General features: G+C 62.7%; 24 protein-coding genes. 13 read left to right on the top strand and 11 right to left on the bottom strand.

Translation table 11 applies throughout. The features are described from left to right. Positions 1 to 171 precede the first annotated feature (171 nt). The 3 genes from QZ189_RS08680 to QZ189_RS08670 form a co-directional block, all read right to left on the bottom strand. A complete protein-coding gene (locus QZ189_RS08680; RefSeq protein ID WP_296421546.1) occupies positions 172 to 582 on the bottom strand; it encodes a cupin domain-containing protein in 411 nt (136 codons plus the stop codon). 93 nt (positions 583 to 675) lie between these two features. Continuing rightward, positions 676 to 912 carry a hypothetical protein gene (locus QZ189_RS08675; protein WP_010316082.1) on the bottom strand — a complete coding sequence of 79 codons (237 nt, stop codon included), beginning with the start codon at positions 910 to 912 and terminating at the stop codon, positions 676 to 678. 219 nt (positions 913 to 1131) lie between these two features. Next, positions 1132 to 1533 (bottom strand): YccF domain-containing protein, encoded by a 402-nt coding sequence (locus QZ189_RS08670; protein WP_010316079.1) that lies wholly within the window; start codon positions 1531 to 1533, stop codon positions 1132 to 1134. 296 nt (positions 1534 to 1829) lie between these two features. Here QZ189_RS08670 and QZ189_RS08665 point away from each other — a divergent pair, with 296 nt between their 5' ends. The 3 genes from QZ189_RS08665 to QZ189_RS08655 are packed head-to-tail and all read left to right on the top strand — an operon-like array spanning position 1830 to position 2555. Further along, the gene (locus QZ189_RS08665; protein ID WP_010316075.1) at positions 1830 to 2066 is read left to right on the top strand and encodes a chlorophyll a/b-binding protein; all 237 of its coding nucleotides are present in this window, start codon (positions 1830 to 1832) and stop codon (positions 2064 to 2066) included. A 19-nt stretch (positions 2067 to 2085) separates the two neighbouring features. Continuing rightward, positions 2086 to 2301 (top strand): chlorophyll a/b-binding protein, encoded by a 216-nt coding sequence (locus QZ189_RS08660; RefSeq protein ID WP_010316074.1) that lies wholly within the window; start codon positions 2086 to 2088, stop codon positions 2299 to 2301. 56 nt (positions 2302 to 2357) lie between these two features. After that, positions 2358 to 2555: a hypothetical protein gene (locus tag QZ189_RS08655; RefSeq protein WP_156797860.1), complete on the top strand. Its 198-nt coding sequence runs from the start codon at positions 2358 to 2360 to the stop codon at positions 2553 to 2555. A gap of 12 nt (positions 2556 to 2567) precedes the next feature. Here the strand turns inward: QZ189_RS08655 and QZ189_RS08650 are convergent, their stop codons facing one another. Then, entirely contained in the window at positions 2568 to 2891 is a 324-nt protein-coding gene (locus tag QZ189_RS08650) for a hypothetical protein (protein WP_010316070.1), read from the bottom strand. Between the two features lie 113 nt (positions 2892 to 3004). Between QZ189_RS08650 and QZ189_RS08645 the strand changes: the two genes are divergently transcribed. Further along, on the top strand, positions 3005 to 3184 hold the full coding sequence (locus QZ189_RS08645; protein ID WP_010316068.1) for a hypothetical protein: 180 nt from the start codon (positions 3005 to 3007) through the stop codon (positions 3182 to 3184). Positions 3185 to 3229: 45 nt separating this feature from the next. Further along, positions 3230 to 3400 carry a hypothetical protein gene (locus QZ189_RS08640; RefSeq protein WP_156797859.1) on the top strand — a complete coding sequence of 57 codons (171 nt, stop codon included), beginning with the start codon at positions 3230 to 3232 and terminating at the stop codon, positions 3398 to 3400. Positions 3401 to 3458: 58 nt separating this feature from the next. Here QZ189_RS08640 and QZ189_RS08635 read toward each other — a convergent pair whose 3' ends face one another. Beyond that, a complete protein-coding gene (locus tag QZ189_RS08635; protein WP_296421545.1) occupies positions 3459 to 4481 on the bottom strand; it encodes a rod shape-determining protein in 1023 nt (340 codons plus the stop codon). Between the two features lie 102 nt (positions 4482 to 4583). After that, positions 4584 to 6071, bottom strand: a complete 1488-nt coding sequence (locus QZ189_RS08630) for an FAD-dependent monooxygenase (RefSeq protein WP_296421544.1) — start codon at positions 6069 to 6071, stop codon at positions 4584 to 4586. A 141-nt stretch (positions 6072 to 6212) separates the two neighbouring features. On the opposite strand from QZ189_RS08630, the gene QZ189_RS08625 reads away from it, so the two are divergent. Genes QZ189_RS08625 through QZ189_RS08615 form a run of 3 tightly spaced genes read left to right on the top strand, consistent with a single transcriptional unit; the run spans position 6213 to position 6758 of the window. Continuing rightward, positions 6213 to 6347, top strand: coding sequence for a hypothetical protein (locus QZ189_RS08625; protein WP_010316060.1), 135 nt, complete (start codon positions 6213 to 6215; stop codon positions 6345 to 6347). Between the two features lie 4 nt (positions 6348 to 6351). Further along, positions 6352 to 6546, top strand: a complete 195-nt coding sequence (locus tag QZ189_RS08620) for a hypothetical protein (RefSeq protein WP_010316058.1) — start codon at positions 6352 to 6354, stop codon at positions 6544 to 6546. Between the two features lie 2 nt (positions 6547 to 6548). Next, the gene (locus QZ189_RS08615) at positions 6549 to 6758 is read left to right on the top strand and encodes a hypothetical protein (protein WP_029626211.1); all 210 of its coding nucleotides are present in this window, start codon (positions 6549 to 6551) and stop codon (positions 6756 to 6758) included. A 3-nt stretch (positions 6759 to 6761) separates the two neighbouring features. Here QZ189_RS08615 and QZ189_RS08610 read toward each other — a convergent pair whose 3' ends face one another. After that, positions 6762 to 7121 (bottom strand): hypothetical protein, encoded by a 360-nt coding sequence (locus QZ189_RS08610; RefSeq protein ID WP_296421543.1) that lies wholly within the window; start codon positions 7119 to 7121, stop codon positions 6762 to 6764. A gap of 142 nt (positions 7122 to 7263) precedes the next feature. On the opposite strand from QZ189_RS08610, the gene QZ189_RS08605 reads away from it, so the two are divergent. Genes QZ189_RS08605 through QZ189_RS08590 form a run of 4 tightly spaced genes read left to right on the top strand, consistent with a single transcriptional unit; the run spans position 7264 to position 8490 of the window. Then, on the top strand, positions 7264 to 7470 hold the full coding sequence (locus QZ189_RS08605; protein ID WP_296416525.1) for a Nif11 family protein: 207 nt from the start codon (positions 7264 to 7266) through the stop codon (positions 7468 to 7470). Between the two features lie 54 nt (positions 7471 to 7524). Continuing rightward, a complete protein-coding gene (locus tag QZ189_RS08600; protein WP_247477612.1) occupies positions 7525 to 7866 on the top strand; it encodes a hypothetical protein in 342 nt (113 codons plus the stop codon). A 48-nt stretch (positions 7867 to 7914) separates the two neighbouring features. Beyond that, on the top strand, positions 7915 to 8196 hold the full coding sequence (locus tag QZ189_RS08595) for a hypothetical protein (RefSeq protein ID WP_247477611.1): 282 nt from the start codon (positions 7915 to 7917) through the stop codon (positions 8194 to 8196). A 6-nt stretch (positions 8197 to 8202) separates the two neighbouring features. After that, positions 8203 to 8490, top strand: coding sequence for a hypothetical protein (locus QZ189_RS08590; protein ID WP_010316046.1), 288 nt, complete (start codon positions 8203 to 8205; stop codon positions 8488 to 8490). Positions 8491 to 8514: 24 nt separating this feature from the next. Here QZ189_RS08590 and QZ189_RS08585 read toward each other — a convergent pair whose 3' ends face one another. The 3 genes from QZ189_RS08585 to QZ189_RS08575 all read right to left on the bottom strand — a co-directional run bounded on the left by QZ189_RS08585 (position 8515) and on the right by QZ189_RS08575 (position 10752). Beyond that, entirely contained in the window at positions 8515 to 8643 is a 129-nt protein-coding gene (locus QZ189_RS08585) for a hypothetical protein (protein ID WP_010316044.1), read from the bottom strand. 81 nt (positions 8644 to 8724) lie between these two features. Further along, positions 8725 to 9753 carry a DUF4912 domain-containing protein gene (locus QZ189_RS08580; RefSeq protein ID WP_296421542.1) on the bottom strand — a complete coding sequence of 343 codons (1029 nt, stop codon included), beginning with the start codon at positions 9751 to 9753 and terminating at the stop codon, positions 8725 to 8727. A gap of 93 nt (positions 9754 to 9846) precedes the next feature. After that, on the bottom strand, positions 9847 to 10752 hold the full coding sequence (locus tag QZ189_RS08575) for a polyphosphate kinase 2 family protein (RefSeq protein ID WP_296418598.1): 906 nt from the start codon (positions 10750 to 10752) through the stop codon (positions 9847 to 9849). 156 nt (positions 10753 to 10908) lie between these two features. On the opposite strand from QZ189_RS08575, the gene QZ189_RS08570 reads away from it, so the two are divergent. Continuing rightward, entirely contained in the window at positions 10909 to 11448 is a 540-nt protein-coding gene (locus tag QZ189_RS08570) for a hypothetical protein (protein WP_296421541.1), read from the top strand. A gap of 442 nt (positions 11449 to 11890) precedes the next feature. On the opposite strand, the gene QZ189_RS08565 is transcribed toward QZ189_RS08570, so the two are convergent. Continuing rightward, positions 11891 to 12067, bottom strand: a complete 177-nt coding sequence (locus QZ189_RS08565; protein WP_010316036.1) for a hypothetical protein — start codon at positions 12065 to 12067, stop codon at positions 11891 to 11893. Positions 12068 to 12133: the final 66 nt, after the last annotated feature.

Here is a 12133-nt window from a genome sequence, read left to right as displayed (position 1 = left end):
TGGCAGGCTGAGCAGGTTCGCAGGGCATCCCCATCAGCCTCCCGGCCTCCGACCTCGCGCACCTGGCTCGCTGCGCCTGGCTGCGCCAGCAGTGCGCCAGCGATAGCGAACGGGCGAACCGCGAATTCGCGACCTTGCTGATGTGGCATCAGGCCGCCAGCCGCTCCGGCGCTAACGCGGGGGCTGGGCCGTTGTGGTCAGGACCGTCGTAGGGGAACCCTGCACTCCCGCATAGAAGACGACCAGCTCCACGGGGCCATCGCCCAGGGCCTGTCCGGTGTGGACGGTATTGACCACCTCCACCAAGGCCTCGCCCTCGCCAAAGGTCCGCCTGGAGCCATCCGCCAACTCCAGGGAGAGGGCGCCCTTGAGAATCACCGCGGCATTAATCACCGGATGCCAATGCAAGGGAAGACGAACCCCCGCAGGGATCGTGATCCGCAGGACCTTGACCTGGGGCTGACCGGATGGATAGGGCGGAAGGATCCGGCCATCCCACTCCTTGCTGGAGTTCGCGAGTTCCCTGACCTCGACACCGAGGCCAGCGGCTCCGTGGTCGTCATGGGCCCAGGCCTCTGGCACCAGTACGCCGCAGAGACAAATGAGGGCCAGAGGCGTTAGCCATGAGCAGCGATTCACAGGCAAGCGTCCTAAAAGGGAGCGATGGAACACGTCCTATTGGCCTTCCTCGCCTTTGGTGCCGCGGTGCTCAGCCTGCTGGCCTGGATGGTGGCCGCCTTCACCAGCGATCGGGTGCGCTAGCTCCATCAACTCCGCGTCGATGGCCACCAGGGGGCCCGTCGGATGGAAGCGCCGCGCCAGGGCAATGGCCTGCTCACGGTTCTCCGCCTGCACTGAGCGCGCACCCGGAGTGGAGGAACTGCAACTCCAGACCTGGTAGCGCCGAAGCATGGCAAGTGGGAGGTGGACCCTCGTCCTAGCCAGAGCGACGGCCTGCAACACACACCTGCGCAAAAGCTGAACAGAACCCTGCGTCTCGATCCGCTGATCCAGCCGCGTCGCTAGGGAAGGGGACCAGGCCCTGCCGTTGTGCTGCTGCTCACCGATCCGCTGGAACTGATCTGGGGCATCGCCGGACTGCTCAAGGCCTCGCTTCTGGATGAGCCCAGCTCAACGCTTCGGAACGACCGTCATGCCGACGGGAGCCAAGGCGATCAGCGCCAACTTGATGTGCTGCAGGCCAAAGGGAATTCCCACAACCGTGAGGAAGCAGGCCAGGGCTGAGGCCAGGTGACCGATCGCCAGCCACCAACCGGCCACGAGAAACCAAATCACGTTCCCCATGGTCCCCAGGGGACCCGTACCCCAATCGCGGCGGCCCGTGAGGGTCTGGCGCGAAATGGCCTCCTGACCGAAAGGCCAAAAGGAGAAGTTGCCGATCACGAAGCAGGAGCGAGCCCAGGGCAGGCCCACCACGCTGATGGCACAGAGCAGGCCTGCGAACCACCAGCCCAGGCCCATGACCAGTCCGCCCAGGACAAACCAGAGCAGGTTGAACAGGAAACGGAACAAGGAAGCTGCCGGTCGCGTTAACGGGACTGTCGAGCCGGCGCAGACGACTTGCCAAAGCACGTTACAGAGAGTTACATTTGCTTTACGTTTCGCAACACCACCATGGAAGCCGATTACGGGATGGCCATCACAGCGATGGTTGTCGTGGGTGCGCTCCTGACCGCAGGGGTGGTGTATGTGCTCTCTCGCCCCAGCGACCTGGGCCCCACCCGCAAATAAACGATGGCCCTGACCGCAGTTCTTCTCTTCGCCGGCTGGATTGCCGCATCCCTACTCAAATCCGAACCCCAACAGTCATGAACAACAACCAAGTCACAGACCAGTGGTGCCAGAACCGCGCTGAAGAGCTGATTCACGCGCAGCAGCTCAAGCAGGTCGAGCGCTTCAACGGTCGGATGGCGATGCTCGGCATCGTGATCGGGATCATCACCGAGGGCCTCACCGGCCAGGGCATCGCCCACCAGATCGGCCTGGGTCCCCTGATTGACGGCTACGCCGCCTGCCACACCCAGTACCTTCCCTTCTGTTTCTGATCCGGCCCAGGCGCTCGCGATGAACAAACAGGAGTTCCGCTACGAACCGGTCGAGTCCTTCGGCAAGAGCATGACCTCCCAGAGACCCTGGGACGTCTCCGCTCTGAAGGCCGTCGAGCAACTCAACGGCCGGGTCGCCATGGTCGGCTTTGCCGCGGCCCTGGTTGGCGAATGGCTCACGGGCTTTGGGCCAGCCGGCCAGGTCTTGGCGCTGGTGCGCTGGTATCTGAGCTGAGGCGCTGACGACAAGGGCATCGCGTTGCTAGGCCGGAGGCAGAGGCCATGGACGCGATGAATCACATTTTTGAGGTCTTTCACTCCGGGCCGGCTGACTATGGCCGCTTCCACGTGGTCGCAGAGAACCGGCAGCAGGCCAAGTCGCTCGCCGAAGCGGACTACCCCCAACACCAGTTCGCGGTCTTCCGCAGCGAGCTGATCAGGCCGGAGTGGCGCTACCAGCTGCTCAACGAATGGCGCTCGACGCTCTAGCCCCGAGGAGCATCAATCCGCACTGGTGGAGCGCGAATAGATCAACCCCAATTCCGAGGCCCAGGCCAGCAGATTGTTGGTGGCGGTCAGCACCTCCAAAGAACGGCTCCAGGCCTCATGGAGATCAGGGGCCTCCAGCACGTAGTGCTCGGCCCATTCGTAGGAGCGCACCAATCCGCAGGCCTCCTTGAGGCGATGGGGCGTGAGCGCATGGGACTCCACGCGCTCGATCAGCCCCTTCTCCCAAAAGGCCCGTCCCACACCCCGATCACCGGAGAAACTCTGGTGCAGCGTCGTGAGGACAGTCTCGAATTCTGGTCGTTGGATCTGGTCCATGAACCAGCCCTAACACTGTCTAAATACCTCGCGCAGGCGAAAAATTCAGGCCAGGCCCAGGCTTGCCAATCCCCAGGCAGCTGAGCCATGACTGATCGGCAGACGAGGAGGCGATGGAGCATTGCGCAATCAATCCAGACCGGGTGCTGGTGATCACCCCCAAGGGCTCCAGCATCGAAGCCCTGCGTGATGGCGACTACCGGGTCTGCTGGGCCTCAGGCCTCTGCCAGACCGTCACTGGTTTGCACCGAGCCAACTCCCTGCTCTATTGGCATGAAGAGAACAGCCCTTGACGCCAACGAAGGGGCTTGTTTGATGGGCTCGACTGCGGATCCTTGATGAAGATCAAGACGGCGTCACTCCAGAGCACCGCCCGAGAGACCCTGGGCCTATTGGAGGACCTGCGCGCTGAACTGGCCCCCAGCACGATGGGCACCGCGCAGTGGAGACGAATCAACCAACTGGAAGACAAGGTGCTGGCACTCCTGGCCCTCACCCAGGCCAGCTAGGACACAAAAAAGCCCCCGGGTGATCCGGGGGCCAGTGTTTTAAGGCCGGAGAGCGGACCTAGGCGTCAGCGCTGGTGCAGCGCTTGAGGTTCTGCCAATCCTCAAGAACATGACCGCAGCCATTGACGACACAGTGGAGCGGATCATCGGCAACGATGGTGAAGATGCCCGTGGATTCAGTAATCAAGTCACTGATCCCCGGGATCAAGGCACCACCACCGGCGAGCACGATTCCGCGGGCGTGAACGTCAGCGGCGAGCTCAGGGGGAGTGCTCTCCAGGACGCGCTTAATCGAGTCGACGATGGCACCAAGAGGTTGTTGGATCGCCTCACGAATTTCACCGGCGGTGACGGTGATGCTCTCGGGAAGTCCGGTGCGGTTGTTGAAGCCGCTCACCTCCATATGCCGCTCATCGTTGCGGGCATTGGAATGGGCCGAGCCGATGCTGATCTTGACCTTCTCAGCGGTGGATTCACCGATCACCAGGCCATAGGTCTTTTTGAGGTAGTCCGCAATGCTCTCGGTGATTTCATCACCGGCAATCCGAATGGACTCGCTCGACACGGGTGAGCCGAGGCTCAGAACAGCCACGTCGGTTGTGCCACCACCGATGTCAACGATCATGCTGCCGACGGGTTCGGTGATCGGCAGGCCAGCGCCAATGGCGGCGGCCACGGTCTCATCGATCAGATAGACCTCTTTGGAGCCGGTGATGCCGGCTTCACGGACAGCCCGGCGCTCCACGTCGGTGATGCTGCTGGGGATGCCAACCACCATGCGAGGGGCGGTGGACTTACCGGCATTACCGCGGCGCATGAAGGTTTGGATCATGAGCTCGGCGGCGGCGTAATCAGCAATCACGCCATCGCGCAGGGGACGAATCGCCTGGATCGCTTTAGGTGTTTTACCGATCATGCGTTTCGCGCCTTCTCCCACCTCCAGTGGGATGCCGCGTTCTAAATCAAGAGCGACAACTGAGGGCTCGTCGAGGACGATTCCTTTGCCTGATACGTACATCAGGGTGTTCGCCGTCCCCAGATCGACACCGATGGAGGAGCTAGTCCGGAAAGGCCAGAACATGGTGTTTTTTGCTGATCAACCCAAAACTGATCAAACCTGAATATCCGTTCTTCGGACTTAATCAAATCTTCCACTCTTCGATGCAACTCGTCGAAAACCAGCTCAGCGCCACTGATCCCACAGGGCCACAAGGCGCTCCTGATCGGCACTGGGACTACTGCTGCAGAGGTAGGCATCCGGCCTAATCAGATAGGTCTGGCCAGCCACGTAGCCCTCCTGGGGTTCTGCGCTGGCCGGAACCAACCAATCGCTCGCCAGGGCAGAGCCGGCCGGCGGCAGCGGCGCACCAACAGACAGCAACACAAAGCGACCGGAGCGCAGCAGGGCGTGCAGTCGCGTCTGGCCACTGGGGCCCTGGCAGGGCAGATCCGGCGTGCGCTCACCGGGGCGCAGTCCGCCTCCTGAGCGAGCCAGAACCGGAGCCAGGGCACTGCCGCGGTAGTGCAGATCGGTCTCGCAGAGCTGCGCCACCAGGCGACCTTGAACGCGACGACTGCGGCCCAAATTCGTGAACGCCAGATTCCGCAGCCGACGCAGCAGGGGCTGCCGCAGCAGAGCCACCCGCGTCAACACACCGGCATTGCGCAGCACCCGATCGCCAATCCCGCTGCGTTCCGGGGAATAGGTCTCCAGCAGCTGTGGCCCCGCCTTGCCCTGCAGCACCAGGGCCAGTTTCCAAGCCAAGTTGAAGGCATCCTGCATCCCGGTGTTCATGCCCTGGCCCCCGGCCGGGCTGTGGATATGGGCCGCATCGCCCGCCAAGAAGACCCGCCCGACGCTGTAGCGATCGACCTTGCGCTCGTTGATCCGGAAATGACTGAGCCAGATCGGATCATGGGCGCGGAAGCCTGATCCCAAGCGCTGCTCCACCAGGCTCTGAACCTGCTCCAGGCTGGGATCGGCCGCCTCCGTCCCCGAGACATCGCCAATGATGCGGAAGCGATCTCCGACGATCGGGAACAGGGCCAGGATCCCCTCGGGATTCCAGACCACGGCCACCTGATCGGAAGCTGCGGGGCCGTCGAGCTTGACGTCCGCCAGAACCCAATTCGATTCCAGGGTTTCGCCGCTGTAGGCCAGACCCAGCTGATGGCGCACAAGGCTGTGGGCACCATCGCAGCCCAGCAGATAACTGCACTCCATCGTTTCCGTGCTGCCATCGGCTCGGCTGAGTTCGGCCGTCACACCGCCATCGGAGGCGGCGAACCCGCTGAGTTCCAGCTGGCGCTCCACCGAGACACCCCGCTCCGCCAGCAACTGGGTCAAAACCGCCTCCGTGCGGTTCTGGGGAATCATCAAGGCGTAAGGGAAGGCGCTCTGCACCTTGGAAAAGGAGAGCGCCGCCAGCAGGCGTTGACCAGCCTGGATCCGGGCTCCATGGCCCTGAATCCCAGCCTTCAAGAAGGGCTCAACGCAGCCCTGGAGATCCAACAACTCCAGGGTCCGCGGCCAGATCACCAGGGCCTTGGAGCGCTCGGAGGGTTTCGGCTCCCGTTCCACCACCCGAACGGCGATGTCCTGCTGACGCAGGGCCAGCGCCAGGGTGAGACCTACTGGCCCCGCACCCACCACCAACACCGGTTGGGACATCACGCCTGCATCAACTCTCCGCCAAGGCTGCACAACAAAACGCGTTGGGCATGGAAAGTTCCACTTCTTTTTTGGCCGCTTCTTTCACTGAAAGAGCAACCGCCGCAGTGCGTTAGGGTCGATTTATCAAGCGAAGCAGAAATGACCCTCGGCCGATTTCTGGTCTTCTTTGTGATCGGCCTGGTGCTGGCGACGGTGCTGAACCTGACCTGGCTCTATTGGATCTTGGCGGCGGCCGCCGCCACGGTTGCGATCAAGCTTTGGCTGAACCGATAGCGCGATGACGGAGACCACCACCCATAACGGGGCGAACTACAAGCTGACCCGACTGCCCTCCGCCCTGGATGCCAGCAAGGCGGCCAATCGGATTCGGCCCTGGCTGAGCCGCAGCGAAGAACAGCAGCGCGCCAGCGAACGCATCGCTCGGGTGCGCCGCGAAAGCGGCATCCCCTCCCCTGACGAGTGGATGTGGTGAGCATGGAACGCACGCTCAAGGGCATTGCCTATGTCTCGGTTTGGGTGATCCTCTGGGGGACAGTGGCGTCCGTGATGGATTACGTCCTGCTGGAGCGTGAGCTGTATGGCACGGGCAGCTTCGGCCAAGCGACCACCTTTGTGGCCTACGGCCTCGCGAGCCTTGTGTTGGCCTGGCGCTTCGCTCCGCGCTTCCTGCAGAGCGACGACTGAGCCTTAGCTCTGGGGCTTGGCAGCAGGAGCATCCCCCTTCGGCGGGCTCTTCTGGGGAACACTGACCTGGCCGCACTGGTCGTCGAGGACAGGCTTGTAGGAGGCCCGCACCTCCATCCAGTCCGTAGCGGGATCGCGCTGCTCAAACACGGCGAAGTGCTCAATCAACAGGCCATCCATCGCCTGCATGGAGCGGCAGAGGCGATAGAGATCGCCCGAATTCTGAGCCTTCAAGACCCGTTCGTAGTGCCCCATGAACTGGGCATAGGGATCAGGCTCCGCCGCGAAGACTGGAGCAGCCAAGACGGCAACGGCAGCCGCACAACCACCCAGGAGCCGGACCAGAGGGGAAGCAACGCTCATGCCCATGACCCTACCGAGGGGGCCAAGACCCGATCTTTTTCTCTGAATAGAGAGAACAAACACAGACAATCTTCAACAGGGAGAGAAGCTGAACTCAGGCCAATCGCAGCAGATCTACCGCTAGCGGTAGGTGGATCTTTCCATGGAATACGCCATGTCAAGACATCAACTTGAACTGTTCATGCGTAAAGCCAAGGGCAACACAAGCATGCAGCGCGAGCTCGACAAGTGCGGCGAGAACAACAGCTGCGTCGTTTCTGTTGCCCGCAAGCATGGACACAAGTTCTCCCCAGCGACCCTGACCCGCTGGCAGCACGACCACAGCGAGGAGGCTCCGCACACGCACTAGCGCGATCACAACGCAAGACGTCCGCAGCCGGCTCCAATCGGGGCCGGCTTCTTAGTGTTGCGCTCATCGGCCGATGCCCCGTTGAACCGCCGCTGGCTCCTGCTCTTCGCGCTGCTGGCCGCTCCAGCGGCCCAGGCCCAGTCCCTGCTCAGCCTGCAACAGGCGGCCATGCGCTGCTTCAACGGTGGTTCGCGGGCGGACTGCAGCGCGGCGATGGGGACCTCCCATCAACTGAAAAACCGCGCCGATGATGCCAACCAACTGCGCTGCTACACCGCGCTGCTCGGACTGGAATCGCGGCTAAGCATGGCCATGCAAGGGACGGGATCGCTGGATCGCGATCACAGCAGCCTGAAGGAAACGTTTTTCGAATGTCAGGCCCTCAATCCGAGCTAGCCCAGCAATCCGCTGCCAGCCTTGAGGGCAGAGGGGAAGGCCCAGCCCATGCACTCTGCACAAGCGCTACGTGAGCGTTACGCCAACGGGAGCAGCACCCCCGGCGAGGTCAACGCGATTGCGCGGGTCTACGCCTCGATCAAGCAGCTGAGCTTCCCGCAGGCCCTCGAGGAGGTCCATGACGGCCTGGGCTACGGCATGGGGGAGGACCTCGACTGCAAGCAGGGGGGATTTCCCTGGCGGGAAGTCGAGCGGTCCTTGGTCCCCGCCGGTCGGCGCTGGATCAACGGACTGGAGCCGTCCGTAGCTATGTCTGGAGAGAGCCGCTGAACCCCAATGAACGGTTGGCGCCAGAGCAGCTTGGCCGTCGGCACCGCCGCACTGCTTGGATTCTCAATGCAGGGCCTGGCTGCGGAAGGATCCGTCTCCTCGCAATCACCCCTTAGCCGCCAACAGGCCTGGCAGGAGGCCATGTCACAACTGCCCAAGGGGGCCAGGGTGACCAGCAGCAACTGCAACGACGTGGAGATCGGCTACGGCAATACGCGCTACTACTGCGTCTTGACCTTCACGCAGCCCGATCCAGCCGAAGCCGAACACAAAAAAGCCGCCGCCCAGGACTAGGCGCGGCGGCTTCGATGAACGGTCTCAGCTCTTGGCGGAAGCCTGAGACAGGAAGAAGACCAGCAGGGCAATCAAACCTGCACCGCCGAGGGCCGGCAGGATCACGGGAACGCCTCGGGGAGCGACAGCGGAGGCAAGCACGAGGTAGTCCATTCCGGAACGATCAGAACTGGATTTTTTTAGCACCGCCGCAACGGAAAGCGGGGGTTTCCGAGACCTGTCGAAAACCAGCCGTTAGAACCACTCGGTCTGGGCCTCTTCGGCGGTGTTGACCCGAGCGTGGGGGGTGCGGCGCTCAAACTCCATCGCAATGGAGCGCTCCTGCTCACCATCAGCGGCAATCGCGCGAACCGGGTAGAGCTGCTCACCATCACGGAAGGGGACGTGAATGCGGAAGCTGCCATCGCGCTCCAGCTGAATCTGCTCGTCACCGATGAACAGGCTGGCGGCAGGATCCGTGGCGCCGTAGACGATCAGCTCGGCATCAGCCACCAACCAGAAGGAGCGCTGACGGGCTGCGCCAGCACCGGACTCGGTGCGGCCACTGGCCCAGACACCCACCCCGGAATCATTCAGGGGACCAGGGCCCGCCAGGTCGTATTCGTGCAGCACCTCGGAGCCGACGCGGCGGCTACGGGTGGGAAGGGTCGCCCGCTGGTAGTGCTGCTCGTGCTGCACGCCCGCACCAAAGCTGGGGGTGGTCAGCGCTTGAGGAGCAGCGCTCGGGCCAACCTCCAGGGAGAAGGGAACAAAGGCATCGGCAATGCGCTGGGAGGGCTCCATGCCTGGGACGTGAGCCACGGCCGAGAAGGCCAGGGAATACCAACCACCGGAGCGCAGGCGATAGCCCAACTCGACGCGGTAGTCGCGGCCATCGAGGGGCACGGGCAAGAACCATTCACTGGCGTTGCCATCCACCACCAGCTCCTGCAGGGTGTGGGGATGGGACTGCTCGCCGCCTAGGCCCGTCACGTCCGCTAGACGAATGCAGAGCTGGGTCGCACCGGCCTTCTGGGCGCTCTTGCGATCCGCCGCGCTGATGGACCAGAAGCAGTAGGCCCATTGGGGATCACGGGGTAGAAACACCACGTGGGTGGAAGCGTCCTGGACACCCTCGACAACCTCGATGGAGTCGCTGGAAGGCGGAGCGATCCCAGGAACCGTCTCCTTAATCTTTTCTTTGATCCCCGAGGGAATCAGGTCGCGGATCCAGGCGAAGGGACGCTGGTTGCTGCTCTTGGCGTTGGAGTTGCTTTGCGTCACAGTTCTGCCCTGGATGGCGACGGCTCCTATCGTCACCGACTTCCCTCACGCAGCAGCGGCTCTGTCAGCGGATCGCTACGACAGGCGACCGCATCACTCAGCCAGCAACTGCTCGCGCGCCTGGGCCAGGGCCTGCTTTGCCTCCTGGCTGACCTCGGGATAGCGCAGATCCAGGCCATCCAAACGCTCAATCACCGCCGCTGCGACCACCAAACGGGTGAACCACTTGTGATCGGCCGGGACAACAAACCACGGCGCATGGGCTGTGGCGGTCTCGCGAATCATCTCCTCATAGGCCTGGCTGTAGTCCTCCCAGAACCCCCTCTCGCGGATATCGGCCGCTGAAAACTTCCAGTTCTTCTCGGGACGCTCCAAACGCTGCAGAAAACGGCGCTTTTGCTCCTCTTTGGAGAGGTGCAAGAAGAACTTCAGGACCACCACCCCGTTACGGCTCAGATAGCGCTCGTAGTGGCGAATGTCCTCGAAACGCTGTTTCCAGAGCTTTGGCCCGACCAAATCAGGCGGCAAGGACTGCTTGGCCAACAGCTCCGGATGGACCCGCACCACCAGGGTCTCTTCGTAGTAACTGCGGTTAAAAATCCCGATGCGCCCGCGCTCCGGCAGGGCTTGATTGGCGCGCCAGAGGTAGTCGTGATCAAGGTCCAGCGCGGAGGGGGCTTTAAAGGAGGTCACCTGGCAGCCCTGGGGATTCACCCCGCTCATCACATGTTTGATCGTTCCGTCCTTGCCCGCGGCGTCCATCGCTTGAAAGATCAGCAGCACCGCCCACTTGTTCTGGGCATAAAGACGCTGCTGCAGCTCCGAGAGCATCTGAACGCCCTGCTCGAGTGCCTCTCGGGCCGCCTTCTTGTCGGAGGGCAGATCGAGGGTGTCGCCCGGATCGATCCGATCCAGGCGGAATCCATCCCCGCTGTCGATTCGATAGGGCCTGGTGAGGTGATGGCACTGCGTGAGCACCTGGCTCAGTTCCCTCTCCATCGGCAGCCTCAGAACCGCAATCGCCTGAAGTCACCCTGACCACCACAGGAGGCGATGTCAGCCCTGACAGCCGCTGAGCCGACTGCACAACTGGTTTTTCTCTGAAGAGAGAAAAAGAAATCCCCCTAGGACACCCCGATCTCACGCGGGAGTCCCATGGGTCGCAAGCTTGGTCAGCTGCTGGGTGGCTGCGTTCTCGCCGCAACCCTGGCACCATCCGCCGCGGCCCAAGAGCTGGCCATTGCCGAGCCGGAAGCGCCGGCCCCAAGGCTGACGTTTGAGCGCACCAACCGCCGCCTCCCCCGCACAGGGGATCCGATCTGGGACCTGAAACTCGAGATCCCTGGACAACCGGTGCGGCATTTCGAAGCCGTCAGCGGACGGGCGGAATACCAAGGCGCCAACCGGCACCAACTGGGTAGCCAGGCGCCCCTCCCGCCAGGGACCTATTCGATCGGCGCAGTCGAACCATTGGGCCATGAGTATCCGCGGGAGCTCGGCCCCGTCTGGATCGGCCTCGAGCCCCTCTTCCGCACGGGCCGCCGCGTTTTAGGAATCCACCTGGACCCAAGTGCAGGCCGCAACTGGAACAGCGGAACCGGCGGTTGCATCGGCCTGATCCACAGGGCCGAGATGTTGAGCCTGGCCGAGCTGGTCCGCCGCAGTGCAGCCCAGACCCTGATCGTCAGCAACTAAGCAGAAGCACCCGCTGCCAACCGCCCAGGTCCTGGCTAGAGCAGAAGTACCGCCGAGGTGGAACAGCGGCCATCAGCGCTCCACTGGTTCATGCCGGCGGCATGGTCTACCTGCATGGGTTGCACCATTCCTCACACCCCCCGACCCCGCCCTCGGCGGGGTTTTTTGTGGGCAAGCTCCAGTCACAAAAAAGCCCCCTCATGCCGAGGGGGCTTGCCGTGGTGTGAGGTTGGAATGGAATGTTTCCAAGCGCCGTTCTAGGGAAGCGAATGTCCCAGAGCCTGTGCGGTTGAACAACTGGTTACAAAGAACTGGCACTGTGCCAGTCCTCTGGCGACGGTTGGTGCGTGTGAGGAGTGGATTCGCCTCAAAGGTGGAAACAAGGTCACACCCTTGAAGCGAATCCCGAAAAGCCCTGCCTTTGGCGGGGCTTTTTTTTTGCCTAGGCGGCCATCAGTTCCCGCTTGAGCAGGACGGCTCCGTTGGAGAGCAACAGGCGGTGGCGCTGGACCTCCTCATCGAGGGGGACAACAACGCTCTGGGCTCCGCCATTGGTCCAGTAGTGGAGTTTGACCTGAGGCGTGGTGGATGACGTGGGGATCTCGATCGAACCCGTCATGCGGCGACGAATGGCTCCTCCAATTGAGCCGTATCCGATGGGGGGGTGACGTAGTCAGCGTTACGT

Source organism: Vulcanococcus sp. CPBay_Sum15L08_68 (assembly GCF_017855895.1).
Classification (GTDB): Bacteria; Cyanobacteriota; Cyanobacteriia; order PCC-6307; family Cyanobiaceae; genus Vulcanococcus.
This window is presented reverse-complemented; position numbering and strand designations above follow the sequence as displayed.

Bases quoted from the DNA above. Each gene is read 5' to 3' on its own strand.
- QZ189_RS08605 (WP_296416525.1), top strand. From the start codon at position 7,264: ATGGAATACGCCATGTCAAGACATCAACTTGAACTGTTCATGCGTAAA.
- QZ189_RS08610 (WP_296421543.1), bottom strand. From the start codon at position 7,121: ATGAGCGTTGCTTCCCCTCTGGTCCGGCTCCTGGGTGGTTGTGCGGCT.
- QZ189_RS08570 (WP_296421541.1), top strand. From the start codon at position 10,909: ATGGGTCGCAAGCTTGGTCAGCTGCTGGGTGGCTGCGTTCTCGCCGCA.
- QZ189_RS08615 (WP_029626211.1), top strand. From the start codon at position 6,549: ATGGAACGCACGCTCAAGGGCATTGCCTATGTCTCGGTTTGGGTGATC.
- QZ189_RS08640 (WP_156797859.1), top strand. From the start codon at position 3,230: ATGAAGATCAAGACGGCGTCACTCCAGAGCACCGCCCGAGAGACCCTG.
- QZ189_RS08665 (WP_010316075.1), top strand. From the start codon at position 1,830: ATGAACAACAACCAAGTCACAGACCAGTGGTGCCAGAACCGCGCTGAA.
- QZ189_RS08655 (WP_156797860.1), top strand. From the start codon at position 2,358: ATGAATCACATTTTTGAGGTCTTTCACTCCGGGCCGGCTGACTATGGC.
- QZ189_RS08565 (WP_010316036.1), bottom strand. From the start codon at position 12,067: ATGACGGGTTCGATCGAGATCCCCACGTCATCCACCACGCCTCAGGTC.
- QZ189_RS08620 (WP_010316058.1), top strand. From the start codon at position 6,352: ATGACGGAGACCACCACCCATAACGGGGCGAACTACAAGCTGACCCGA.
- QZ189_RS08625 (WP_010316060.1), top strand. From the start codon at position 6,213: ATGACCCTCGGCCGATTTCTGGTCTTCTTTGTGATCGGCCTGGTGCTG.
- QZ189_RS08590 (WP_010316046.1), top strand. From the start codon at position 8,203: ATGAACGGTTGGCGCCAGAGCAGCTTGGCCGTCGGCACCGCCGCACTG.
- QZ189_RS08595 (WP_247477611.1), top strand. From the start codon at position 7,915: ATGCACTCTGCACAAGCGCTACGTGAGCGTTACGCCAACGGGAGCAGC.
- QZ189_RS08650 (WP_010316070.1), bottom strand. From the start codon at position 2,891: ATGGACCAGATCCAACGACCAGAATTCGAGACTGTCCTCACGACGCTG.
- QZ189_RS08630 (WP_296421544.1), bottom strand. From the start codon at position 6,071: ATGTCCCAACCGGTGTTGGTGGTGGGTGCGGGGCCAGTAGGTCTCACC.
- QZ189_RS08660 (WP_010316074.1), top strand. From the start codon at position 2,086: ATGAACAAACAGGAGTTCCGCTACGAACCGGTCGAGTCCTTCGGCAAG.
- QZ189_RS08585 (WP_010316044.1), bottom strand. From the start codon at position 8,643: ATGGACTACCTCGTGCTTGCCTCCGCTGTCGCTCCCCGAGGCGTTCCC.
- QZ189_RS08675 (WP_010316082.1), bottom strand. From the start codon at position 912: ATGCTTCGGCGCTACCAGGTCTGGAGTTGCAGTTCCTCCACTCCGGGT.
- QZ189_RS08645 (WP_010316068.1), top strand. From the start codon at position 3,005: ATGGAGCATTGCGCAATCAATCCAGACCGGGTGCTGGTGATCACCCCC.
- QZ189_RS08635 (WP_296421545.1), bottom strand. From the start codon at position 4,481: ATGTTCTGGCCTTTCCGGACTAGCTCCTCCATCGGTGTCGATCTGGGG.
- QZ189_RS08575 (WP_296418598.1), bottom strand. From the start codon at position 10,752: ATGGAGAGGGAACTGAGCCAGGTGCTCACGCAGTGCCATCACCTCACC.